Source organism: Filimonas zeae, from assembly GCF_014641615.1.
Lineage (GTDB): Bacteria > Bacteroidota > Bacteroidia > Chitinophagales > Chitinophagaceae > Filimonas > Filimonas zeae.
Window position 1 is genome coordinate 209,609 of record NZ_BMIB01000001.1, and the last position, 25,331, is coordinate 234,939.

Annotated in this window: 20 protein-coding genes; 7 read left to right on the forward strand and 13 right to left on the reverse strand. The window is 47.5% G+C overall.

Features of this window, described 5'->3' with window-relative positions; translation table 11 throughout:
- Positions 1-49: 49 nt before the first annotated feature.
- The 4 genes from IEY13_RS00960 to IEY13_RS00975 are packed head-to-tail and all read left to right on the forward strand — an operon-like array spanning position 50 to position 4,128.
- Positions 50-1,057, forward strand: coding sequence for a glycosyltransferase family 4 protein (locus IEY13_RS00960; protein WP_188949776.1), 1,008 nt, complete (start codon positions 50-52; stop codon positions 1,055-1,057).
- Positions 1,032-2,384 carry a glycosyltransferase family 4 protein gene (locus IEY13_RS00965; RefSeq protein WP_188949778.1) on the forward strand — a complete coding sequence of 451 codons (1,353 nt, stop codon included), beginning with the start codon at positions 1,032-1,034 and terminating at the stop codon, positions 2,382-2,384. The genes IEY13_RS00960 and IEY13_RS00965 overlap by 26 nt, the downstream gene beginning before the upstream one ends.
- A gap of 15 nt (positions 2,385-2,399) precedes the next feature.
- Positions 2,400-2,999, forward strand: a complete 600-nt coding sequence (locus IEY13_RS00970) for a D-glycero-alpha-D-manno-heptose-1,7-bisphosphate 7-phosphatase (protein ID WP_188949780.1) — start codon at positions 2,400-2,402, stop codon at positions 2,997-2,999.
- A complete protein-coding gene (locus IEY13_RS00975; protein WP_188949782.1) occupies positions 2,974-4,128 on the forward strand; it encodes a glycosyltransferase family 9 protein in 1,155 nt (384 codons plus the stop codon). Before IEY13_RS00970 ends, IEY13_RS00975 begins: the two co-directional genes overlap by 26 nt.
- Here the strand turns inward: IEY13_RS00975 and IEY13_RS00980 are convergent.
- Both IEY13_RS00980 and IEY13_RS00985 read right to left on the reverse strand, forming a co-directional pair.
- Positions 4,125-4,631 (reverse strand): CinA family protein, encoded by a 507-nt coding sequence (locus IEY13_RS00980; RefSeq protein WP_188949785.1) that lies wholly within the window; start codon positions 4,629-4,631, stop codon positions 4,125-4,127. The two genes, IEY13_RS00975 and IEY13_RS00980, sit on opposite strands and share 4 nt — an antisense overlap.
- On the reverse strand, positions 4,628-6,100 hold the full coding sequence (locus IEY13_RS00985; protein ID WP_188949787.1) for an MFS transporter: 1,473 nt from the start codon (positions 6,098-6,100) through the stop codon (positions 4,628-4,630). Before IEY13_RS00985 ends, IEY13_RS00980 begins: the two co-directional genes overlap by 4 nt.
- A gap of 117 nt (positions 6,101-6,217) precedes the next feature.
- Here IEY13_RS00985 and IEY13_RS00990 point away from each other — a divergent pair, with 117 nt between their 5' ends.
- Positions 6,218-7,930 carry an alpha-amylase family protein gene (locus IEY13_RS00990; RefSeq protein WP_188949789.1) on the forward strand — a complete coding sequence of 571 codons (1,713 nt, stop codon included), beginning with the start codon at positions 6,218-6,220 and terminating at the stop codon, positions 7,928-7,930.
- On the opposite strand, the gene IEY13_RS00995 is transcribed toward IEY13_RS00990, so the two are convergent.
- Positions 7,919-8,695 carry an Fpg/Nei family DNA glycosylase gene (locus tag IEY13_RS00995; RefSeq protein ID WP_188949791.1) on the reverse strand — a complete coding sequence of 259 codons (777 nt, stop codon included), beginning with the start codon at positions 8,693-8,695 and terminating at the stop codon, positions 7,919-7,921. The genes IEY13_RS00990 and IEY13_RS00995 overlap by 12 nt on opposite strands.
- Positions 8,696-8,798: 103 nt before the next feature.
- On the opposite strand from IEY13_RS00995, the gene IEY13_RS01000 reads away from it, so the two are divergent.
- Complete coding sequence (locus tag IEY13_RS01000) at positions 8,799-9,530, forward strand: DUF72 domain-containing protein (protein ID WP_188949793.1); 732 nt, start codon at positions 8,799-8,801, stop codon at positions 9,528-9,530.
- 48 nt (positions 9,531-9,578) lie between these two features.
- Here the strand turns inward: IEY13_RS01000 and IEY13_RS01005 are convergent, their stop codons facing one another.
- Positions 9,579-10,484: an SDR family NAD(P)-dependent oxidoreductase gene (locus IEY13_RS01005; RefSeq protein WP_188949795.1), complete on the reverse strand. Its 906-nt coding sequence runs from the start codon at positions 10,482-10,484 to the stop codon at positions 9,579-9,581.
- A gap of 279 nt (positions 10,485-10,763) precedes the next feature.
- Here IEY13_RS01005 and glgX point away from each other — a divergent pair, with 279 nt between their 5' ends.
- Positions 10,764-13,067 carry a glycogen debranching protein GlgX gene (gene glgX, locus IEY13_RS01010; protein WP_188949796.1) on the forward strand — a complete coding sequence of 768 codons (2,304 nt, stop codon included), beginning with the start codon at positions 10,764-10,766 and terminating at the stop codon, positions 13,065-13,067.
- A 118-nt stretch (positions 13,068-13,185) separates the two neighbouring features.
- Here glgX and IEY13_RS01015 read toward each other — a convergent pair whose 3' ends face one another.
- From IEY13_RS01015 to IEY13_RS01055, 9 genes are all read right to left on the reverse strand, one after another.
- On the reverse strand, positions 13,186-15,417 hold the full coding sequence (locus IEY13_RS01015) for a multicopper oxidase domain-containing protein (protein ID WP_188949799.1): 2,232 nt from the start codon (positions 15,415-15,417) through the stop codon (positions 13,186-13,188).
- A 21-nt stretch (positions 15,418-15,438) separates the two neighbouring features.
- Positions 15,439-16,284 (reverse strand): DUF3347 domain-containing protein, encoded by an 846-nt coding sequence (locus IEY13_RS01020; protein ID WP_188949800.1) that lies wholly within the window; start codon positions 16,282-16,284, stop codon positions 15,439-15,441.
- A gap of 95 nt (positions 16,285-16,379) precedes the next feature.
- Positions 16,380-16,802 carry a hypothetical protein gene (locus tag IEY13_RS01025; RefSeq protein ID WP_188949802.1) on the reverse strand — a complete coding sequence of 141 codons (423 nt, stop codon included), beginning with the start codon at positions 16,800-16,802 and terminating at the stop codon, positions 16,380-16,382.
- 168 nt (positions 16,803-16,970) lie between these two features.
- Positions 16,971-18,239 (reverse strand): TolC family protein, encoded by a 1,269-nt coding sequence (locus IEY13_RS01030; protein ID WP_188949804.1) that lies wholly within the window; start codon positions 18,237-18,239, stop codon positions 16,971-16,973.
- A gap of 30 nt (positions 18,240-18,269) precedes the next feature.
- Positions 18,270-21,401 carry an efflux RND transporter permease subunit gene (locus IEY13_RS01035; RefSeq protein ID WP_188949806.1) on the reverse strand — a complete coding sequence of 1,044 codons (3,132 nt, stop codon included), beginning with the start codon at positions 21,399-21,401 and terminating at the stop codon, positions 18,270-18,272.
- Positions 21,402-21,431: 30 nt separating this feature from the next.
- Positions 21,432-22,466, reverse strand: a complete 1,035-nt coding sequence (locus IEY13_RS01040; RefSeq protein WP_188949808.1) for an efflux RND transporter periplasmic adaptor subunit — start codon at positions 22,464-22,466, stop codon at positions 21,432-21,434.
- Positions 22,467-22,513: 47 nt separating this feature from the next.
- Positions 22,514-23,236, reverse strand: a complete 723-nt coding sequence (locus IEY13_RS01045) for an SDR family oxidoreductase (RefSeq protein ID WP_188949810.1) — start codon at positions 23,234-23,236, stop codon at positions 22,514-22,516.
- A gap of 119 nt (positions 23,237-23,355) precedes the next feature.
- Entirely contained in the window at positions 23,356-24,258 is a 903-nt protein-coding gene (locus IEY13_RS01050; protein WP_188949812.1) for a helix-turn-helix domain-containing protein, read from the reverse strand.
- 43 nt (positions 24,259-24,301) lie between these two features.
- Positions 24,302-25,330 carry a cytochrome d ubiquinol oxidase subunit II gene (locus tag IEY13_RS01055; protein ID WP_188949814.1) on the reverse strand — a complete coding sequence of 343 codons (1,029 nt, stop codon included), beginning with the start codon at positions 25,328-25,330 and terminating at the stop codon, positions 24,302-24,304.
- Position 25,331: the final 1 nt, after the last annotated feature.

Below are 25,331 nucleotides of genomic sequence, written 5' to 3' on the forward strand. Positions count from 1 at the left end.
GGCACTATCTTTTAACCTGCCGGGCTTGCACCATCTACTATAGATAATTATGATTAAGACTTCTACACCAGGCAGAAGGCTGAAAATTTTTACGTGGCATATCCACGGCAGCTACCTTTTTTACCTTGCCCAGGGCAACTACGACCTGTATATACCCGTAAATAAAGAAAGGAATGAGGGCTATTACGGCAGGGGGCGTACGTTTCCTTTTGGCAGCAACGTAATAGAAGTACCGGCAGAGGAAGTGCGAAATATGCAGTTTGATTGTATTCTGTTCCAGAGCACTAAAAATTTTCTGGCAGACCAGTACGAAGTACTGAGTGAGGCGCAGCGCAAGCTGCCCCGTATTTATGTAGAACACAACACGCCGGATAAACACCCCACAGATACCAGGCACCCTATGAACGATGCGGAGGTATGCCTGGTGCATGTTACGCATTTTAATAAGCTGATGTACCATAACCAGGTACCTATGGTGGAGGTAATAGACCATGGTATTACCACACAGGCAGCCACGTACACGGGGGAAATAAACAAAGGAATAGTAGTAGTGAATCACTTGCATCAACGCGGGCGAAAACTGGGCGGCGATATTTACGATATCATCCGCAAACAGGTTCCTGTAGAGCTGGTAGGTATGGGAACAGAGGAATATGGAGGACTGGGAGAAGTGTTGCATCCTGACCTGCCGGCTTTTACAGCCCGTTATCGTTTTATGTTTAATCCTATACGTTATACCAGCCTGGGGCTGGCCGTACTGGAAGCTATGATGCGTGGTATACCGGTAGTGGCGCTGGCTACTACCGAATATGTAACGGTAATTAAAGATGGGGTTTCCGGCTTTATACATACTGATATAGACTACCTGATAGAAAAAATGAACAGCCTGCTAAACAATCCGTTACTGGCGGCAGAACTGGGGGCCAATGGTAAGGCGACAGTAGAAGAACGTTTTTCTATTCAACGGTTTACCCGCGATTGGGAAAGCCTGTTTAACAGAATGGTATCGGTTCATGCAAACAAATACACCTATGAAAAAGAGAATAGCATTTATTAGCGATCATGCTTCTCCGCTGGCAACCCTGGGCGGCGTGGATAGTGGCGGACAGAATGTGTATGTGGCAGAGCTGGCTAAACGCCTGGCAGATACGGGGTACGAGATAGATATTTTTACCCGGAAGGATGATAAAGCGCAGGTGGAGATAGTAGACTGGTTGCCAGGTGTACGTGTAGTGCATGTGAAGGCAGGCCCTGAAATGTTTGTGCCCAAAGAAAAGCTGCTGTACTACATGCCTGATTTTGTGGAGTATATGCTGGCTTTTATGCAGCGGCAACAGGTAAGGTACAACCTGGTACATGCCCATTTCTTTATGTCGGGTTGGGTAGCCTCTGAACTACGTAAGCTTACCGGAATACCATATACCATCACCTTCCATGCACTGGGGCTGGTAAGAAAGCAGCACCAGAAGGAAATGGATCAGTTTCCGGCAGAGCGGTTGCAGATAGAAGCTATGCTGGTAAAAGATGCTGACCATATTGTTGCAGAATGTCCCCAGGATAAAGCAGATCTGATAACATTTTATAACGCAGAGGAAAGTAATATCACTGTTATTCCCTGTGGCTTTTGCCCCGGAGAGTTTGGGCCGGTAGATAAAAAGACTGCCCGCGAAATGCTGCAACTGAATCCTGATGAAAAAATATTGTTGCAACTGGGGCGTATGGTGCCCAGAAAAGGGGTGGACAACGTAATACGTGGGTTGGGTACTGTAAGCAAAAAGCTGAACAACGTTCGCCTGCTGATAGTGGGCGGGGAAGCTGATATGCCCGAAGTGCTGCAAACGCCTGAGGTACAGCGTTTACAGCAGGTGGCTATGGAGGCAGGTGTGGCAGACCGTGTAACTTTTACCGGGCGCCGCAGCCGCGATGTATTAAAGTATTATTACGCTGCGGCAGATGTGTTTATTACTACGCCCTGGTACGAGCCTTTTGGTATAACACCGCTGGAAGCAATGGCCTGTGGCACACCGGTAATAGGTGCCAATGTTGGGGGTATTAAGTATAGTGTGGTAGATGGTAAAACCGGCTTGCTGGTGCCGCCGCGTAATCCGCTGGTACTGGGCAACGCTATAGTAAAAATGGTAACCAACGACAAGCTGCTGGCTGCTATGCATAAAAATGCACTGATACACGTAAACAGGTATTTTACCTGGAACCGGGTGGCGCGTTCTATGCATACATTATACCAGCAGCTTACAAATATTCCGGTACCGGCTGCAAACAAGTGGCACAGTAATTTGTTATTAAAAGATATCAGCAGTTTTATTAAGGAATCTTTTTTATCATCCGGACTGGAACCCCATATGCAGGGCCAGATAACTCAATAGCCAATATTGAATAGCATGAATAAAGCAGTATTTATCGACAAAGACGGAACACTGGTTAAGAATGTGCCCTACAACATAGATCCGGCAAGGATGATGGTAGAGCCCGGAGCCGTAGAGGCACTTACCCTTTTACAACAGAACGATTACCTGATTGTGGTGGTATCTAACCAGGGAGGCATTGCCAAAGGATATTTTACCGAGAAGGACCTGATGAAAGCCAACAGCCACCTGGCGGGCATGCTGGCAGAAGAAGGTGTTTTTGTAGATGCATTTTATTACTGCCCGCACCACCCCGATGGTATTATTGCAGATTACGCTACCAAATGCAGCTGCCGCAAACCAGCGCCCGGTATGTTGCTGCGTGCAGCACAGGAATTGCAGATAGACCTTTCCGAATCGTGGATGATTGGTGATATACTGGACGATGTAGAGGCAGGCCACCGTGCCGGTTGTAAAAGCATTCTGTATGATGTAGGTAACGAAACAGAATGGGTGCTGGACCGCTTCCGCAATCCCGACCATAAAATCACGAATCTGCTGAAGGCAGCTGATATTATCTGTCAGTTGAACTATAACAAAGTATTGGAGCATGAGCCAGCCCCGGAGTCAGTATAAGAATATTTTGTGTGTAAGGGCGGATAACATGGGCGATGTGCTGATGAGCGCACCGGCCATGCGTGCGTTAAAGCAAACCTTCCAATGCCGTATTACCCTGCTTACCTCTAAAATGGGCGCATTGATAGCACCCTTTGTGCCGGAAGTGGATGATACCCTGGTATGCGATATACCGTGGGTAAAAGCCGTAGAAGCACAGGATGGTAAAGCAGCACTGCAACTGGTGCAGCAGATACAGGCAGGTAAGTTTGATTGTGCTGTTATATTCAATGTATACAGCCAAAGCGCGCTTCCCGCAGCTACCTTACTATATATGGCCGGGGTGCCGGTAAGGCTGGCCTACAGCCGCGAAAACCCCTACGGGCTATTAACCCACTGGGTACCCGACCAGGAACCTTACCAGCTGATAAGGCATCAGGTAGAACGCGACCTGGCGTTGGTGGCTTATATAGGCGCCGCCACGCGCGATGAAAAATTGGCCATTACCTATAGCAAAGAATGTTTACTGCGCACCCAGCAGAAGGTACTGAAGAAAACCGGTGTAGGGCCGGGCAACCGTTACCTGGTTATTCATCCCGGTGTAAGTGAATTAAAGCGTGAATACCCGGCTGATAAGTGGGCAACCGCCGTAGCAGGCCTGCATAACGCAACAGGGCTGCCGGTACTGATAAGTGGCTCGGTTGCCGATAGCCCGCTGGCAGAAAAAATTATTGCAGAAGCAGGGGTGGGGTGTTATTCCCTGGCAGGCCACCTTACCATTGAAGAATGGATTGCGCTGATAGCCGGTGCTGCCCTGGTAGTTTCTGTAAACACCGCTACCGTGCATGTGGCAGCGGCTGTGCAAACACCGGTAGTGGTATTGTATGCCCTTACTAATCCGCAACATACGCCGTGGCTGGTACAAAACACCATTCTGCCCTATTCAGTTAAAAAGGATATGAAGAGCAGGAACGAGGTAATACGGTATGTGGATGAAGAAATGTTTGCAGAGGAAGTGCCGCTGCCCACTCCCGATAAAATTATAACTGCTGTACAGGCGCTGTTACGCCAGCCCACTTCAGGTACGGTAAGCCGTTCTATTCTATTCCGCTACACGGCACCCGCAACGGGCTTTGCCCGTTTAAATTAACTGCCGGCGTTGGCTGTAAGCGCCAGTTCCAATTGCTCTAAAGCCACTTTGGTATAATGCAGTTGAACAGCAAAGCTATCCTGCTGTGCATCACCCTCCACACGCAAACGCCCTACTACCTCATTGCGGTAAGCAATGGCTATATAAGCGTATAATTCGTTAATATTCATTTCAGGCACAGTGGCAGCATAGCCGGTAATACCAATAGCATAATGGCTTAAAAATAATTTATTGGCATGCAGGGCCATATCATCTGCAATTTGCTGGCTTACACAATTGGTTTTAAGCGCACAAATGGGCTCTATTTCCAATAGTTTGGTTTTTTGCCCGGCATTATAGGCGGTAACGCCACCCTGGAAAAAAGCAGAGGCTTCCCGGGCCTGCGAAAAAGCTACCTGCAGGTGGCCGGAGGTAACGCTTTCAGCTACAGCTACCGTGCCTTCCCGGTTAAGCAGTGCATGGCGGATGTTTTCAATCGTTTCTAAAGGATACCTATTTTTCATGGCTGAATACTTTTCTTTTTAACTTTTATAAGCGCGCGCAGCTGTTCGTGCCAGCTGATAATATTTCCTATAATAAAATATTCCTTCAGGTTACTTTTAATACTGGTGCGCATAATACGTTTTACCACATCCTTTTCTACCTCGCCTACTTCCCGCACAGGCACCAGCAATTCCATAGATAACAAGGCCAGCAAAGCACCAATCAGAAACAGAAAGTTCCATTCGTGCAGCGATACCAGTTTGCCCACCTTATGAAAATTGGGGCTTGACCATTGGGCAGTAATCAGTAACGTACGGCTGGTAAAATAATCGGCCAGTATACCGCCAACCAGGGGGCCTATGGAGGAAAAGAAGGCAGTAATAATATTTTTTACCGATAAATACACAATAGCATCTTCCTTAGGTGCCAGCTTAAGGCCGATGTTGGTGAGCGATAGATTAATGCCCGAGGTGGATATGCCACTGAATATATGAATGATTACCAGTAGTATAAGGTTGGCGTACATGCGGGAGTAAATGCCCACAAAACACCAGGCTACAATACAGAGTATATAAATAGGTGCAGTAAGTGCAATAATGCTTTTGTTGCTATACCTGTCAGCAAACGTGCCCCACATGCGTATGGTAAGTATGCTGGATAACTGACTGATAATAGTAAGCACTATGATATAAGAAATAGGAAGCCCTAACGCCTTCATCATAAACACGGTAAAAAACGGCGTGGCAATATTCAGGGCAAACACCCAGGCCGAGTTGAAGGCCAGCAGTCTGCGGAAATTTAAATCTTTCAGTGGCTGGCGGAACAGTGCAAAAATGCGTGCGTTGGAAAGGTACGATTGCGGCTCCGGTGCTTTGGATAATACATAACCACCAAAAATGCCCACCACACCCGCAATAATAAAAAATACGGAATATACATGCAGCTCGTATTGCGGGTAGCGGCTTTTTACAAAATCCAGCAAAACGGCCAGTACAATGCTCAGTACCACATCCAGCGTTTGATTGTAGCGGCTGCGGCGGGAGAAGTAATCGCCCAGCATGTTTTCCGGAATCAGGTCTTTCATCCACGAGTTCCAGCTGGGGCCGGCTATAGAGCCAAACAGGTAATAAAAAAACAAAAAGAAAATAAGTATCTGTATAGAGCTGCCTGCAAACCACAGGGCTGATATGCCCACCAGCACCAGCGGAAACCGGGCCAGAAAAGAACAGTACACGGCTATGGCGCGGCGGTTGTTAAACTTACGCACCAGCCAGATAGAGATGAGTTGAAATATGTTGGTAAAAGTGGGTAAAGAGGCCAGCAAACCTATCTGCACGTTATTGGCTCCCATCAATAATGCCATGGCTACCAGAAAAGCGCTTCCGGTAAAAGTGGTCATCATTTCCGAAGCAAGGCCGTCCCATATCACCACCTTCATTCCTCTTTTTACCTCAGCTTCTGTAAGTACTGTTTGGGGGCGTAAATTCATAAGACGGCATTATTCAGGTTATTGTTCTACTGTGGAATTACAAATATCATTCCTGTAACAACTATTGTTTCCTTCCTGCTGTTAGTAATGCTGCTTACCAATTGTAAATAAGCAACTATGAAAAACAGCGTAATACTCTCTCTGCTGCTGGGCAGCTTTATTTCAGCTATACAGGCACAGCCCGTGGCTACGTATACGGCGCAGGACCGCTGGTATAAGAATGCAGTTATTTATAATCTGGATGTTAAAACATTTCAGGATAGTGACGGAGATGGAACAGGAGACTTTCGCGGAATGGCAGAGCGGTTGGATTATCTGCGCGCATTAGGGGTAGATGTGCTTTGGCTGGCCCCCTTTCAACCCTCGCCGCTGAAAGATGATGGATATGATGTGGCAGATTACTATGGTATAGATTCCACCTGTGGTACTCCCGGCGATTTTGTGTTTTTTATGCGGGAATGTGAAAAGCGGGGCATACGGGTAATGATGGATGTGGTATTGAACCATACTTCTGATGAACATCCCTGGTTTACAAAGGCGCGGATAGATACCGGCAGTATGTACCACCAATGGTATGCCTGGGCTACCCGCCGGCCGGAGAACTATAACAAGGGTATGGCTTTTCCGGGTGTGCAGCAGGAGGTGTGGACGCAGGACAGTGTTACCCGCAAATGGTACTTCCATCGCTTTTACCGCTTTCAGCCCGATCTCAATTTCAGCAATCCTTTTCTGGTAGAAGAAGCAGAGCGTATACTGGCCTATTGGCTAAAGCTGGGCATTTCCGGCTTCAGGCTGGATGCAGTGCCGTTTATGATTGAGGTGGCGCAGCCCGGTAATGATGAGCCCCCGCAGTTATACGACCTGATACCGCGTATGCAGCGTTTTGCGCAATGGAACCGGGGAGATGCTATTTTGCTGGGAGAAGCCAATGTGCCACCTGCCGATAACAGTAAATACTTTGGCAGCAAGGGAGATGGTTTGCAGATGATGTTTAACTTTTATGCCAACCAATATTTGTTTTACGCACTGGCCACCGGTAAAACGGCATTGCTGAAGAAGGCACTTACCGAAACACGCCCGCAGTCCGAAGTATCGCAATGGGCTTACTTTTTACGCAATCACGATGAAATTGATCTGGGCCGTTTAACAGACGCACAACGTAAAGAGGTATACCAGGCTTTTGGCCCGGATACCAGTATGCAGTTGTACAACAGGGGCATACGCCGACGCCTTGCCCCTATGTTTAATAACAACCGGCAAATGCTGGATATGGCCTATAGCCTGCTGTTTAGTTTGCCCGGTACACCGGTAATACGTTATGGCGATGAAATTGGCATGGGCGATGATCTGCGTTTGCAGGAGCGGCTGGCAGTGCGTACGCCCATGCAATGGTCTGATGCAGCAAATGCAGGTTTTACCAGCGCAGCAATGCCTTTTCGCCCGGTGATAAGTAATGATACATTTGGCTACCGGAAAGTAAATGTAGATGCGCAGCAGTTACAGAATGGTTCGCTGCTGCAGCTGATGAAACAGCTGATAGCCTTACGCAAAGAACATCCGGAAATAGGCATGGGTAACTGGCAGCTGCTGGAAACAAACAACGACAATGTGCTGGCTATACAATATCGTTATAACAACCGCACTACTATAGCAGTGCACAATTTTGGCAGGCAACCGGTAAAGCTTTCGCTGGCGGCCATAACAGGTAATCAGCTGCAAAACCTGCTTCAGCAACAGAAAGCTATTGGTGAAAGCAAAGGCATATGGAACATTGGCTTACCGGCATACGGGTATCGATGGTTTGCGGCAGTGCCACCATCAGGCAAATAGCTCCTGCTCATCTGTATAATAAGTTTTACGGCCACCTGCGGCTTTCTTTTGTATCTGCGCGCCGTTGGGGCTCTGTGTCATATGTGCATTGTGTATCTGCATAAAATCTCTTATTTCACCACTGATAATATCAGGATGGTGTTTGCGTATTTTCTTTTCGGCTTCCTTTAGTACCTTAGGTATTATGCGCGCCAGCTTTTTTACAGCGGCCGCCGGTATTTTATTGGCAACGGAAAAGGGTGAAATACCTGCCTGCCATAATATTTCATCGGCATATGCATTGCCAATGCCCCTTACCACCTGCTGATCCAGCAATACGTTTTTAATTGCAGAACGGGTAGCAGCCAGTTGTTTTTGCAGATAGGCAGCAGTAAACTGTTTAGACAATGCATCCGGTGCTTCCTTTTCTTCCGGGTCAAGCGAGGGCACTGCGGCGCCCTGATAATCGCTCAGTGCAAGGCCGGTACCATCTGTAAACAACAGAGCAGTAGTTACATATTTCTTATCCGGCTTTTTGGTAAAAAAATGCAACTGACCATGCAGCATCAGGTGCATGCCCAGTATATGGCCATTGGCAAACGCAAAACGCAGTTCCTTGCCCTCACGGTACACTTTGGTAAGCTTTTGTTGTTGCAGCGCTTTTTTAAAAGCCGCTGAAGAGGTCTTTGTTTTTTTAGAAGAGATAGTAATGCGTTCCAGTGTTTTGCCAGCCAGCTGTTTGGTAAGGTTGCTGCTGAACACCTGCAAATCGGGTAACTCTGGCATAGTAGTAAACTTTAATGGCGGATAACTGCCCGCCATGCAAAAGCTTCATATTCTATGCCATTGTACGGCCAGTACAAGGCACGATTTTGTTAGCACCCGCTGTATGAAAGGTAAAGTATACATTGGTACATCGGGCTGGAGTTATAAGCATTGGCGGGAGATATTTTATCCGGTTGAATTAAAACCGGTAGAATACCTGCGCTATTACTGCGGTTATTTTACAGTATCTGAAATTAATACCAGCTTTTACCATCTTCCCAGGCCGGGTACTGTGGCTGAATGGATGAAAACAGTACCGCGCGGTTTTCGCTTCTGCCCCAAGATGAGCCGTTTTGTTACCCATATTAAAAAGCTGAATGAGCCGGAAGTTTCTTTGCCGCGCTTCTTTGATGTGTTTGATGCTTACCAGCGGAAGCTGGGGCCGGTGTTGATTCAGCTGCCTCCCAACCTGGCTTTTCATGCAGAAAAAGTAACCGCTTTTTACAAAGCCCTGCAGCAATACAAAGGCTACCGTTTCGCACTGGAGCCCAGGCATACCAGCTGGTTTGAGGAAGAAAGCCTGGCGTTAATGCGTAAATACAAAATAGCTTTTGTAATAGGCGAATCGGGTAAAAGGTGGCCAACTGCCGCTGAGGTTACGGCAAAACACATTTACATCCGTTTCCATGGACAGTTGGGGTACGATTCTGCTTATTCTAAAAGAAAGCTGCAAACATGGGCAAACAAAATAAAACAGTGGCAGGAAGCAGGGCATGATGTGTGGGTGTTTTTTAATAACGATGGCAATGGTAATGCATTGCACAACGCGCTGGCTTTAGCTGATATGACGCAATAAAAAAGCCACTGCCCAAACGGGCAATGGCTGATTTATAAAGGATCAAAGCTAGGCGTGATAGTCTCCGCTTTCTACGCCGGCGGTTTCGTTAATGCGATCTCTTTCGCGGGCAGAAGCATCATGTTGGGGATATGTTCTGCCGTCCTGTTTATCGGATACTTCCATTTTCTTACGCATGTTGGCAGCATTCGCTTCATCCGGCATCATGTTAGCCATGTATACGTGCATTTTTGTTTTGCTGCCCGATATAATTTTACTTTCTCCACTCATCAGCGCTTCGTAACCATCTTTAGCTACTTCCTGTGGTGTTTGTAATTCCTCTTCTCTGTACGTTTTAGAGGCTTCTCCATGGGCTTTATGAAAGAAGTCAGTATCTGCTGCGCCCGGTAATAATACGGTTATGGTTACACCGGTATCTTTCAGTTCATTGCTTAGTGCGGTACTAAAAGAAATAACAAATGCTTTGGTAGCAGCATATACAGATAACAGCGGCATAGGCGCTTTACCTGCTTCAGAACCCAGCTGCAATATTTTACCTTCGCCACGGGCCACCATATCTGCAACAAAGTATTTGGTAAGTGCCACCAGCGAGGATATGTTTAACTGAATTATATCCAGACTGCGTTCCAGTGGTATATCAACAAACTTACCCCATTCGCCCTGGCCTGCATCGTTTACCAATACGTCTACTTCAATACCCATTTGTGCAACCCGGTCGTAGATTTCTCTGGCTGCTTCCGGGCGAAACAGGTCTGCTGCTACCGGGGTAGCTTCTATAGCAAATTCGTTTTTCAGCTCATCGGTAATCTCTTGCAGGCGTTCTTCAGAGCGGGCTACAAGTATAAGATTATAGCTGTCTCTGGCAAACAGCCGGGCCAGTTCGTAACCAAAGCCACTGGTAGCACCGGTAATAAGTGCATACCGGTTACGGTTAACAAGATTTGTGTTTTGCATAATGATTAGTTTATCTGAACAAAAGGTTTTGTACAGCCTGGTTTCCAAAAAAACTATTCCGCAACTGATAACACCTGTTCATGCGGCGGCATGATTTTTTAATTGCGGTACGGGTTACAGCTACAGAATGTATGCTGATTTCCCCCGATAATAAATGTCTATGAAAACATACACTCCATTATTCATTTGCCCGGCCGGGCAAGTGGCAACGTAACCGGCATGCCTGCTGCTTTTAGTGATGAAATGTGTAACACCAACTGAAACAATAAAACATAAGTTATGGATAAGCTCAAAAAAGTACGTACATCGCTGAAATCCGCTTCTTCAGAACGCCAGGAAAAACAAACCCGGCCAAGAGCCATTGAAAAAGATCCGGGCTTAAAAAATGAGCCGGACGAGTTTCAGTTACCGGTTAATATTCCACCAGGCAAACCTTACCCGTTGGGTGCCACATGGGATGGTAAAGGAGTGAATTTTGCGTTGTATGCCGATTATGCTACCGGGGTGGAGTTGTGCTTATTCAATACCCCGGATGATAAGCGGGAGTGTTGCCGCGTGCACATGATTGAACGGTCGCACCAGGTGTGGCATATTTACTTACCTGGCCTTAAGCCGGGGCAGTTGTACGGCTACCGGGTGCATGGTCCTTATAAGCCGGAGGAGGGCTTGCGGTTTAATCCGAATAAGCTGCTGCTCGATCCTTATGCAAAAGCCATTGCCGGTATTGTTAACTGGCACGATGCGCTGTTTGGATATCAGATTGGACACCCGGATGCTGATATGAGTTTTAGTGAGGAAGACAGTGCGCCCTATATACCTAAATGCGTGGTGGTAGATAATAGCTTTGACTGGCAGGGAGATCAGCCATTGCATATTCCTTACCATGAAAGCATTATTTATGAAATGCATGTAAAAGGTTTTACACAAATGCATCCGGATATACCCGATGAAATGAAAGGTACTTACGCAGCCATTGCCCATCCGGTTACCATTAAATACCTGAAAGAGCTGGGTGTTACGGCTGTTGAATTATTGCCTATACATCATTTTGTGGTAGACAGACACCTGGCCGAAAGGGGGCTTACCAACTACTGGGGGTATAATACCATTGGCTTTTTTGCTCCGGACGCCCGGTATTCATCTGCCGGTGTAACCGGCCAGCAGGTATCTGAATTTAAATACATGGTACGTGAGTTACACAAGGCAGGTATAGAAGTAATTCTGGATGTAGTATATAATCATACGGCAGAAGGTAACCATATGGGGCCTACTCTTTGTTTCCGTGGTATTGATAATGCATCGTATTACCGGTTAACAGAAGATAAGCGGTATTATATGGACTATACCGGAACAGGCAATACACTGAATGCCGTACTGCCCAATGTATTGCAGCTGATTATGGATAGCCTGCGTTACTGGGTGGAGGAAATGCATGTAGACGGCTTTAGGTTTGACCTGGCCGCTGCACTGGCAAGGGAGTTGCATGAAGTGCAGCGGCTGAGCGCCTTTTTTGATATTATACATCAGGACCCCATTATCTCGCGCGTGAAGCTGATTGCAGAGCCCTGGGATGTGGGGGAAGGTGGTTATCAGGTAGGCAAGTTTCCGGCAGGTTGGGCAGAGTGGAATGGTATGTTCAGAGATTGTATACGCGACTACTGGCGGGGTGCAGACAGTATGCTGGGTGAATTTGCACTGCGGTTTACCGGTAGCCCCGATCTGTATCAGAACGATTATCGCAGGCCTACTGCCAGCATCAACTTCATCACTGCACATGATGGGTTTACCCTGCACGATCTGGTGTCTTATGAACACAAGCATAACGAACCCAACTGCGACGATAACAACGACGGAACAGACGATAACTTTTCATTTAACCATGGAATGGAAGGTGAAACGGATGATGAGCATATTAATAACCTGCGGCGCTTAATCAAACGCAACTTTATAGCCACCCTGTTTTTATCGCAAGGGGTGCCTATGTTGCTGGCCGGAGATGAGGCTGGCAATACACAAAATGGTAACAATAATGCGTTTTGCCAGGACAATGAACTGTCGTGGCTGGATTGGAGTAAAGGGGATAATGAATTAAGGGAATTTACCCGCCGTATGATTGAATTACGTAAAAAGCATCCGGCGTTTTGCAGGCGCAGGTGGTTTCAGGGCATTCCTATTAAGGGGCAGGGTGTAGAAGATATAAACTGGTTTTTGCCGGATGGAAACGAAATGCAGGATGACCACTGGAATACTTATTACGCAAAATCTATTGGCATTTATTTAAACGGACGTGGATTGCGTTGCCTGGCAGATGATGGCAAGCGTATGATAGATGATGATTTTTATGTAATATTCAATGCACATTCCGAACCACTGGATTTTGTGTTGCCCGCTGAAAAATATGGCCATGAATGGACGATGCTGCTGAACACCGCAGATGTGAAGGTGGGGTTGGAAGATGGGCCTAAGTACAAGCCGGGAGATAGTTTACAGGTGCCAGGCAGGGCAATTGTATTATTGCTGCACCCTGCTGCGCAGGAAGATTTGAAACGGATTAACCGTTTGCCAAACGAAACAACGATATAATAAAATCCGCTTCTTTTAAAGTGTAGCTTACTTCCATAGAAGTGGATAAGGCTGTGCCTGTATAGAGTGTATTTGCTGTTGCAGTGCATGTACTATACAGGTACAGCCTTTATACGTATTAATAGTTAAGAGTAATACCGGCGCCCCAACCCATATCGCTATCATAGTGGGTAGAGAGCGATAAAAACTTATTGGTTACATACCGGAAGCCTGCCATATACTCTTTATCTGAGTTAACCATAAAGTTAAAGCGCAGGCGGCTGCTTACCGGAATATCTTCCCGCATCAGCTGCATACGCAGCTTGCCATCTGTATCTATACGCCCGTCTGCTACCAGCAGCCAGGGTAAGGTGTACTGTAAACCAAAACAAACGGCAGCCCGCTGGTCTTTGGTATTCGCCTGTCCGAATATGTTTTTCTCCATTTCACCTTCTTCCATTTTGCGGTACCGCCAGTCAAAGCCTATGTAGGGGAACAGCCATTGCATACGATCTATATAGCGGCCCAGATGTACTTCGCTTTCGTAACCATGCATATCGTTATAGCCCAGGCGCCACTCTGCCTGTAGCTTCCAGCGTGTGTTTTGCAGCATGGCCTCGCCATCATTGCCATTGCTGGCAAAATCATTCTGTGCCATAAAATGAATGCCTTTGTCTTCTTTTAAAAACTGCTTCCAGGCTTTAAGGGTATCAGGCAATTCGGGGTTAGGGGTGGAGTTTTCGTAACTGAATACGCGGCCCATACCACTCATCATATGATACAGTATGTGGCAATGGAAAAACCAATCGCCATCTTCCGTACCGGCAAATTCCAGTGTATCGGTTTCCATGGGCATTATATCCAGTACGTTTTTTAAAGGTGCGTAATCGCCCTGCCCGTTTACAATGCGGAAGAAGTGACCGTGCAGGTGCATGGGGTGGCGCATCATGGAATTGTTATAGAGTATCAGGCGCACATTCTCCCCCTTTTTAATCATGATCTTATCCGTTTCTGAAACCGTTTTGTTATTGATGGTCCAGGTATAACGGTTCATATTGCCCGTAAGCTCAAACCGCAGCTCTTTAAAAGGGGCCTGCGGCAGCGTTGTTTTTTGCGGAGCCCGCAGCATGGCATAGTTAAGTGTTACAATGTTGGACAGTGTGTTGCTGTTGTAGCGGTTGTTTGTAGTGTGCTTGCCTGCATGTGCCTGCGCGGCGGAGCCGGATTTGTTGCCCGGGCCGGTTATTTCAGGATACATTACCACGTTCATATCCATCTGCTGCAGGCTCATGTTCATACCCATATCATTCAGCGTGCCGTTCAACTTCATCATATCATTCATCATCTTCATGCCTTCAAAATACTTCAGCGGCTGTAGTGGCAGGGCCAGTTGTTTAATGCCATTGCCCAGCCATAGAGAAGTGGAGCGTGTTCTGTCTTCCGCTGTGGCCAGAAACTCGTAAGCAGTGCTATCTGCCGGCAGGGTTACTTCTATGTCAAAAGTTTCTGCTGTGCCAATAATCATACGGTCTACCGGTACCGGTGTTACATCCATGCCATCACTGGCGGTAACGGTAAGCTTACTGCCTGCAAACTGCAGCCAGAAGTAGGTGGTGGCGCTGCCGTTAATTACATGCAGCTTTACAGTTTCGCCGCCTTTAAACTGCGGGGCCTGTATCTCCGGCTGGCCGTTGGTAAGAAAGCGATCGTAATACACATCGCTCACATCCATGGCCGTCATGCGTTTCCATTCATTTGTAACTTTGGTACCCAGGTGTCCGGCGCGGATGGCTTCGGCATAGCTTTGGGTAGCGCCCTTTTGCAGTTTGCTTTTCTGAATGGCAAACCAGTCATCTGCATTGTGTAAACGGCGGTGTACATTGCCGGGGTGCATATCCGTCCATTCACTCAGTATCAGTGTATATTCCTTCATGGGTGGCTGCTGCCGCTTATGAATAATAAAGGCACCATGCATGCCATTCTGCTGCTGGTGGCCGGTATGCGAATGGTACCAGTAAGTGCCACTCTGTACCAGCGGAAAGCGGTACTCATGTGTTTCACCTGCTTTAATAGGGGCAGTAGTTAAATAGGGTACGCCATCATACCTGTTAGGTAATATAAGGCCATGCCAGTGCAGTGATGTTTCATCGTGCTTTAACTGATTGTGTACATAAATTAATGCCGTATCCCCTTCGGTAAAAGTGAGGGTAGGCATAGGAATATGTCCGTTTACGGCGTAAGCCATTTTGGTTTTGCCGGTATAATTCACCATCGTATCAGTAACATATAAATCGTACCGTACGGTTTTCTGTGCGTGTGCGGCAGCTGCTGATAACAGGGCTGCATACAGCAGATAGCATACTTTTTTCATGAAACGTAACAGGGGTATCGGTTATGGAATGGTTTCAGTGGTTTTGCCACAGGTAAGCATCTGGTTGCCGTAATAGGGGTTACGTACCGTTTTTTCCTGGCTCAGCCAGTCTGCCCCTTCTTCAAACATAGGGCAGTGCTGATAATACAGCTGACGGCCTGCCCCACCTGCTTTTACAACCGGGTACAGATGGGCAGATAAAGCTGCAAACTGTACGCGCTGTTTTTCCAGACTGTTAATAGCTGCAATAGCAGATGCAATCTCTGTAAGACTGTTTTTTTCTTTCATCCATACCATATGCTGTTCATGAGCAAGGGCCTTCATATCTACAGCTGCAAGGGCGGCAGTAAGCTGTTTTGCCTGCGTGGCTGCTTCTGAGGCGGCACTGTTTACCAGAGCATCTTTTACCAGCAGGTAGGCGTTAATTACCGGGGCCAGTGCATGGGCAGCCGTATTTTCTGCAGCCGGGGAATGGCTGGAAGAAGAAGCTGTTGCTGATGTATGGGCTGATGCACCGTTGGTAAGTGGCGCTTTTTTAGCGGTACGTGTATACTGGCAGCAGGCCGGAAGTTGTGCGTACACTGCATCTGGTGCGAGGTATTGATCGTTATCATAACCTGCCAGTGCAATGTTTTTTAGTACCGCGGAAAGTGTGGTGCGTGTGCTATCCCAGGTAATAACAGCAAGGTGATTAGCACTGTTCCAGCTGGCGCTGGCGTATTGGTTTTGTGCGGCAGCAGCCTCAATAGTGGGTTTGCATTGCTCATTGTTACCGTGTACCAGCACGGTGGCGGTAGCGGCATGTTTTATTTGCGCGCTGGCAGCACTGCCCAACGCTATAGATAAGGCAAAAAGAATGGCTTTCATAAACGATTCGTTTGATTAGTGAAGAATAGAAACAGTAATAAACCGGGCAGTGGTTTACTGCCGGATGGGCACAGCTATGGCTGTACCATAACGAATCAGCCTATTTTAGGCGGTATTTTGCAGGAGAGATATACCGAAGGAGGAAGCGTTACCTGGTAGTACCAGCGCATAGGTTGCGACAGGGCAGTAACGGGTATATAGGTAAAATACGGTGGTAATACGCTTACAGTAGTGTTACAGCTGGCTGAGCAATGGCAGCCGGAGTGGGTGCATTTGCCGCTGCAACCGCAGGCGTGTCTGGTGCGCACAGTGTGCACGTTTTTGCCGGTATATACTGATTGTGTAGCGGGTACTTGTGGTGCAGTAACTGCCGGCTGCCCCAGAAGCTTTAAAGATGCGGATACTGTACCTGTTTTTTTACAGCAGGATGCGGCATGTCCGCAGGCATAACTGCGGTGCAGCGGAGCCAGTAAAAAGCCCGCCATCAGTAACCACACTATGTACCAGTATTTCTGCATCCGGCCCCAAAGGTAGGCAGTTAATGCGGCCTGGCTTTACACAATTTCGGGTTTTTGTTACAGTATAGTTGCAGGTACTGTTGCTATGGGGTAAAAAAGGCCCGTACTGCCTGGGGCAGACGGGCCGGTATATAAAACAAAGGGAAAGTTGAAAGGGAAGGGGCAGCATCAGGATGTACCCAGCGCCTTGCGCAATGCAGCTTCATTCACTTTATACGTTACTTTGGCATCAATCATATCGCTGAAGGCCTGCTGCCACAGCGTTTGTGCTTCCAGTACGTCTTTGCCAATGATGGTGCCTGCTTTCAGACGGTCCGTACTCAGGCGCAGGTTTTCTTCCGCCTGCTCCAGCGATGCGGCAGACAATTCCACCCGCCGTGCGCTTTGGTTCAGCTGTAACCAGGCCTGGCGTACTTCCAGCGAAATCAGTTCTTCCTGCTCTTTCAGCTGGTATTCCTGTGCCTGTATTTTATACTGCTGCTCTTTTACCTTCTGTTTTCTTTTGCCCCAGTCAAAAACGGGAATGTTAACGCTGAGCATGCTGTACCAGGTAGCCATAAAGTTACTGCTGCTGGTAGGGTTAATACCCTGTTTGCCAAAGGCCGTTACCCCGTTTACACCCAGGTTTACCGAGGGTAGCTGATCGGCTTTCAACAGGTTTTCCTGTATTTTACCTGCAGCAATGTTGCGTTGCAGAATACGCAGTTCCGGGCGGCTGAGGCCTGCGCCTGCCTGTACAGTATCGTTAAGTACAGGGGAGAAGCTACCGGTAATGGTATCGCTGATGGTAAAGCCGGTAGCGCTGTCCAGCCCGGTAATCTGCGCCAGGCTTAACTGTGCCAGTGTAAGGGCATCCCGTGCCTGCAGCAGGTTTAACTCATTTTCGTTTTGCTGCACCTTAATGCGCAATACATCGTTCTTATACGTAATACCCGCCTGGTATTGGTTGTTTAAATCGGTATACAAAGCCTGTAGCTGTTTGTTATACTGTACAGCCAGCTTTATTTTTTCGCCGGCAGCCACTACCTGCCAGTAAGCTTTGTCTGTATTGTACAGCACTTCGCTGGCGGTAAGCGCCCGTTGTTCTTCTTCCAGGGTAACGCCATTGGCGGCCAGTGCCTTGCCCAGTTTTACTTTGTTGCCGTTATACACGGACTGCGATATACTTACGCCGGGGCTGATGCCATATTCGGGCAGCAGCGAGTTAAGCGGCTTGCCAAAATAGAAGCCGGTGGCAGATACATCCACGGTGGGTTTACCACCCGCTTCGGCCTGTGCCTGGCGTGCTTTGGCAGCAGCAATGTTTAATGCGGCGGCTTGCAGGCGGTGGTTGCGTTGCGAAGCCAGCTGCCTGCATTGCTCCAGGGTAAGCGGCTGTTGTGCAGCTACCGCCCCGGCAAGCAATACACCGGTTATTAAAAAAGATACATATTTCATGCAGGAATAATCTTTACTGTTAACAATGAATTAGTGCGAAGGCTTGTATTGGATGTGTTCATCTGCATCGGGCTGTAACTGTGCCTCAGCAGGCTCCGGTATCGGCTTAATGAATTTGTAGTAGAGTACAGGTACAATAAACAAAGTCATTACCATGCTTACCAGCAGGCCTACAGCCAATACGCTACCCAGTGGCGCCCACAAAGGCGATTTGCCCAGTATCATAGGCACTACCCCAATAGCAGCGGCAGAAGAAGTAAGGAAAATAGGGCGCATTCTTCTTTTGGCAGAAGCCAGTGCTGCCGCCTTAATGGTATAGCCATGTTCCAGTATCAGTTCATCAGCATAATCTACCAGTATAATACCGTTACGTACCACTATACCCATAAGGCTTATGATACCCATAAAGGCCGTAAAGCCAAAAGGGTTACCGGTAAGCAGCAGGCCCAGCATGGCACCCAGTAAGCTGAGCGGAAAAGTGGCCAGTACAATCAGTACCTTACCTACGTTCTTAAACTGAAACAACAGGGTAAGAAATATCAGTACCAGGCTTATCAGCAGCGATTTACCCATGCCCGGCCCGGTTTCCATGCTGGATTCCTCTTCACCACCAAAGCTTAGGGTAATACCTTCCGGCAGTTGCAGTGCGGCCAGCTGTGGTTTAACAGCAGCTACAATAGCAGTAGCTTTTACACCCATCTGTGCTTCGGAACGTACGGTAAGTGTGCGCAGGCCGTTGCGGTGGGCAATAACGCCGGTATGCCAGGAGGGTTGCAGATCTGCCACCTCTTTCAGCGGTACTTTGGTATTGTAGCGTGTGCTGATGTACATGTTCTGCAACTGATTAAAATCAGCCCTGTTATGCGCATCCAGCCGCAGCAGTATGTCCACCGGTTTATCGCCTTCCCAGAAGGTGGAAACGGTATAGCCTTTTACTTCCGCACCCAGTGTTTGCGTAATGTTGTTATTGGTTACACCCAGCCTGCTGGCGGCATCTTCACGCGTAACGGCTTTAATACCAAAATAGTCATCCTGATAATCGGTGCGTATCCAGTTGGTGCCTTTCGTTTTTTCCAGAATGGCTTTTACCTGTGCAGCCACTTTCTTCTGATCGTTCAGGTTATCGCCTGTCACTCTTATTTCAACCGGGGCGGGTGTTTCTTTTAACGATAGTTGTCTTATGCGTACATAACCATTGGGCAAAAAGTTGTTAAAGCGTTTCAGGTATTCCTGCGCCATTTCTTCGGTAGCTTTTGCACTTACGGTATTAATAAATATTTGTGCAAAGTTTTTACGCGGTGTTTCCGGTGCGTAGTTGCTATGAAAGCGGGGCGAGCTGGTGCCTATAAAGCTGGCCGTGGTTACCACCCTTTTATCCTGCTTTACAATGGCTTCTACTTTTTTTACTGCTGCCTCTGTAGCATGAATATCTGTGCCATTCTGCATCCATACCTCAATGTTAAACTGGTTGCGTTCAGCAGTAGGAAACAGTTCCTGATCGGCATGACTGCCAGCCACAACGGCCAGTACTACGGAGAGTATGCCGGCTATAAGCGTTGTTTTAGGCCAGCGGAAACAAAACTCTACCGCGCTGTTATAAGCATCCTGTAAATGATCCAGCACATTCTTTTTTGCGGGCCGGTTGCTTACTGTATGTTTTAATCCCTTTTTCAAAAAAAGAAAACACAGGTAAGGGGTAAGCAGCAATGCTACCAGAAAGGAGGCAAACAGCGCTACACCCACCGCCACAGGCAGGGCCTGAATAAATTCTTTAGCTATACCATTGAGGCAAAAGGCCAGCGGAAGAAAGGCAAAGATGATGGCAGCAGTGGCGGTGAATACCGGCACCATCAGCTGTGTGGCGCTTTGCCAGCCTGCTGTCCAGCGTGGTACGCCTTCATCCAGTTTTTCAATATAGTTATCTACAATTACAATGGCATCATCCACCACCATGCCCAGTACTATAATCATAGCCGCCAGGGTTACCTGATGAATTTCTATACCAATCATATTCAGTATACCAAAAGTAACCGCAACAGATACCGGCGCTGCAATGGCAGAAATGGTGGCAATGCGCAGCGGTAGCAGCAGCATTACTACAATAATTACCGAGGCAATAGCAATGGCAAACTCTACCATAAAATGGCTTACCCGCTCCTTCACCACTTCCGGTTGGTTTACAATAATGCTAACCTGCACATCTTCCGGCAGGGTGCGTTTTACTGCTTCCAGTTTCTTGTCCAGTTCTTCACCCAGGGCTACAATGTTGTTGCCCGGCTGCATTTCCACCGTAAGCATCATTACATTGTTGTTGTTTACCTGTATAAAGCTGTTCAGCTCTTCATACCGGCGTTCTATACGGGCCACATCTTTCAGGCGCACTACTTTTCCTTCCGGGTTACTGTAAATAATCTGATTGCCTATTTCTGCTTCAGAATGGTAGCGGCTGTTGGCAAATAGGGGAATGCTGCTGGCTGAGAGGGTAATATCGCCTGTACGGTTGGTTACATTTTGTGCCTGCAGTACGTTGGCAATGGTGGCAAAGTCAAAACCATACTGGCGCAGCTTTTCATCTTCCACTGTTACATACACCTGCTGGCGCTGCCCACCGTAGCGCTTTATTTTAGACACGGCAGGAATGGTTTTAATACCATCTTCCAGCTTGTCCAGATACTTCTCCAGCTCTGCATAGCTGCGGGCGGGGGCTGATACCGTAATCATCTGTGCCACCACATCTCCAAAATCACTGTTTACCATGGGGCCTTGTACACCTGCGGGCAATACGCCACGCATGTTAGTGTTAAGGCCGTGTTGCAGCGTACTCCAGAATTTTTTGGGGTCTTTTACATTCTCATTCAGTTCGGCGGTAATTACGGTAAGGCCTTCCCGTGTTTCAGACTTTGTTTTGGCTTTTCTTATTTCTTCAAAGCTGAACAGGTATTGCTCTATTTTATTGGTAACCTGCTGCTCCATCTGAATTTCATCGGCACCAGGGTAACTGGCTATTACCAGCCCCTGCCTTACGGTAATGCGCGGGTCTTCGCTCCGCGGCATGGTTAACAGGGCAATAATGCCGGTTATTACCAGCAGGCCGGTAATAATCAGCGTTATCTGCCGGTACTTCATCGCCGCCTCTATAATATTGATCTTTCTTTTCTTCATGGTTGTATAGAATAAGGGAATGAAAGTGGATTACAGACTTACAGACTGCCCGTCTTTTAACTGGGTTTGCCCCTGTACCACTACTTTGTCGCCGGTTTGCAGCCCTTGTGTAATCAGTACTTCATTGGCCGATAACCCTCCGGCCACTATTCTTTTGCGAATGGCTTTATGGGCTTCGTTTACCACAAATACATAGGTAAGGTCATCTGCATCTCTTATCACTGCTTCAGCAGGTACGCTAACCGCATTTACCTGTTTGCCGGTGTGTATGGTTATATCGCTCATCATACCAGGCAACAGGCGGCCGTTGGGGTTAGCCAGTCTTATTTTTACCGTAAAGGTGCGTGTAGTAGCATCTGCCTGTGGGTTAATAATGCTTATGTTGCCTTTACAGCTGTCGTTCAGTACCGGTATGCTTATACTGGCGTTTTTGCCTACGGTTAATTTTCCTATTTCACTTTCTGTAACGGCGGCTCTGGCATATACCACATCTGTTTTTAATAAGGTGAATGCGGCAGCACCGGGGGCAGCCAGTGTACCTTTTTCAATGCTTTTAACAGATATGATGCCTGCAAATGGAGCATACAGGCGCGTATCGGCCAGGCGTTTGGCAGCAGAGCTTTTATTGGCTATTGCCTGTGCCTGGGCTACTTTGGCAGTAATAAAATCGCGCTCAGGTAAACTACCTTTGCTATGCAGTTCTTCATAGCGTTTAAAGTTGTCCGTTGCCTGCTCCAGGCTGGCCGCAGCTATCTGCAACGCATTCTCGTATTCAGTGGTTTCAATGGTAGCCAGTAACTGGCCTGCATGTACATGCTCGCCTTCCTGTACGTTTACCTGTGTAACACGCCCGCTAACGGAAAAGCCCAGCGATACGGTGTTGTCTGCTTCTATAGTGCCGCTGTACGTAAGTGTTTCGGGTACACCTTGTGCAGCTATTTCTTTTACAATCACTTTAGGGGCAGGGCTGGCAGCGGCCGGCTTTTCTTCCTTATGGCCGCAACTGCTTAACAGAAGGATGCACAATGCTGCACAGGGCATGAAAGATAATTTCAATGCTGTCATAAATAATACTTGCTTTATATATTGTGTAAATGAATGCCGGAGATGGGCTAACTACAGGCGTATTGCTCCGGAAAGTATTGAAACAGCTGGTGGCTGTTTTCTGTTTGCCGGTGGTAGAGTTTAATAATATGGTCGCCGGTCATTTGCGGCGTGGCCGTATATGCGTCTGAACCTGCTACTGCAGGCTTTTCTGTAATCATATCTTTTACAAACAGGTGATAATACCTTATATTATAATTGCGCACTTCTTCTGATAGTATAACCGATAACTCCGTCTGGTTTTCTGTAAGCAGTCTTGTAAGAGAGGCGTAAGGCCGGTGTTCCAGCACATCCGCATTGCAAATGCTTACAAACATGCCGCACTGCTGCTCCTTCATCAGCTGCAGTGCCACCCGGCCGGTAATAAAGTGTGCCGTAATATTTTCATCTACCGCTTTCTGCCATTCCCGCAGATCTATATCCAGCAGGGGTTTGCTATGCTGGTTGTTGTTAAATGCTGCCACCACCAGGTGTACCCGGCCGTATAACTCCTGTATACAGTTTTTAATATCGTTTACCCGCCCGTAATCCATTACATCGGTAAGTATGGTTATCAGCTGGCCGCTGCTAACGCTTTCTGTTTCCTGCCGCAGTAGCCGTGCAGCATCGGCATCGGGTACGGGTGCTATTACCAGTGCGTTATGTAATAAAAAAGACTTCACTATTCCGGTTCCTATGGGCGTGTTTCCGCCTGTGACTACTGTAATAGCGCCGTTCATCTGCATGTTCATAAGTAATATGGACTATCTGTTATCTGTGGAGGATGACAGTGCAAAGCTGCTTACTATTCGCCAGCCTGAAAATGTCTGAATAGCTACGGAATATATCTAAAAGTCGTTTTTACTGTATATCAGAGTACAGAAGCTGCCTTACGGTATTCCGAGGGCGTAAGCCCCGTTTGGTTTTTAAAAAACTTGCTGAAGAAGAACTGATTACTGAAATACAGGTTCTCTGCCACCTGGGCAATGGTGTCTGAGCTGGTATGTAATAATACCTTAGCTTCTGTGGTTACCATTTCATCAATCAGTTCCCCGGCCGTTTTACCAATGGTTTCTTTAATGGTTTGTGTAAGATACTTGGGGGTAATAAATAGCTGGTCTGCGTAAAACTGCAGGCTGCGTTGTTCTTTAAAGTGCATATTCAGCAGGTTCAGAAAGGTGGCACTCAGTTCTTCCTTACGGGTTAGCTTCAACGGCATATGCTTTTGCTGGCGTGCAAAAAAAGAGGCTATTTCAAACAGCAGCAGACTAAAGCAGTGGGTAAGCCGTTCTATGCGGTAAGGGTTGTTTTCTTCCTCCATATTGCGCAGGTACACCATTTGCATCAGCTGATTCAGCATCAGTGCTTCGGCTTCCGTTAGTTGTATGTGGGGAGATTGTTTGGTAGATAGGTAAGCAGAGGGATCTACGGAACTTTTTGCAATGCCCGTTTTCATAATAAAGTCCGGTGTAAAACACATACAGGATATGTTCAGGTCTTCGCTCACCCTCACAAACTGCCGTATGGTATGGGGCGATATGAATAAAAACTGATTCTTCTGTATCCGGTGGTTCACCAGATTAATATTCAGTTCAGCTTCTCCGTTCAGTACCAGAAAGAACAGTGGAAAGTCCATACGGTGCGGATGCAGCACAGGTATTTCGGGTGCCGGACCGTGCTGTATAAAAATGTGTATGCCTTCCGGCTGCCGGGTTTGCCCCAGCGCTTCCAGCAATTCATTGCTCGTATGCCTTAACACTGCAGTGGTACTCATGAAGGGGTATGTTGCAGCAAAGCTACAACTGTTTACAATACCGTTAGTGCGGCTGCCCCTGGTGCGCTGCGCCGCCTTTTTTCTGAAAACTATAAATGAGGTAAAACAGGGCAGGCAATATAAACACACTACCCAGCAGTAAAGCCATGCCCAGCGCCTGCAGGGTTTTCTGGTGGCCATGATGCTCCATCAGCGAAAGATAGCCGCCGCCTTTCAGTATTACAATATTAGGGAAGTGCTTATACGTGGTGGTGATAAGTATCATGGTTACCTGAAAACCTGCCAGCACACGCAGTATCTGCGTTTTGCCTTTCTGCAGCCAGTACCATAACAAAAACAGCGAAATGCTGGCGGCAGCAATAGCGGTAATACCCACTGCGTTACCAAATATCCATTCCACCAACGGAACGTTTTCTACCTGAGCAGCAATAAATACCATAGCGCCAAATACTACGGCAGCAATATTGGCGGTACGGGCTTTTTGTATAAAACGGCGCTTTTCATCTTCCGTATCTGTTTCGCCAATCAGGTAAATAGCGGCCAGAAAGGCACAGATGGCTACGGTAAACAAACCTACTGTTACCGAGAACCAGCTGAGCCAGCTGAATACATAGGCATCCAGAAAATTAGTGGCTTGTGTATCAATAGTGCCGCTTACGGTGCTGCCCGCAATAATGCCCAGAAACAGCGGTGTAATAAGGCTTGACCAGGTGAAAATGCGGTTATACACCACCTGCCAGTCATCTACCACCGCATCATAGTGCCGGAAGGCAAAAGCTGTACCCCTGGCTATAATGCCCAGCAGCAATACCGTAAGTGGAATATGCATGTTGATAGACATGGTGGTATAAATAGCCGGAAAGCCCACAAACAATATTACAATGGCAATAATCAGCCACATATGGTTGGCTTCCCACACCGGACCAATGGCCTGGTACATGGTGTCGCGCGTTTTAGCCCGGTTGTTCTGAGAGGTGAACAACTCTAATATACCTGCACCAAAATCAGCGCCGCCTAACAGAAGATACAGCCATATCGATGCCCAGAGGAAACAGATAATTACGTACAGCATA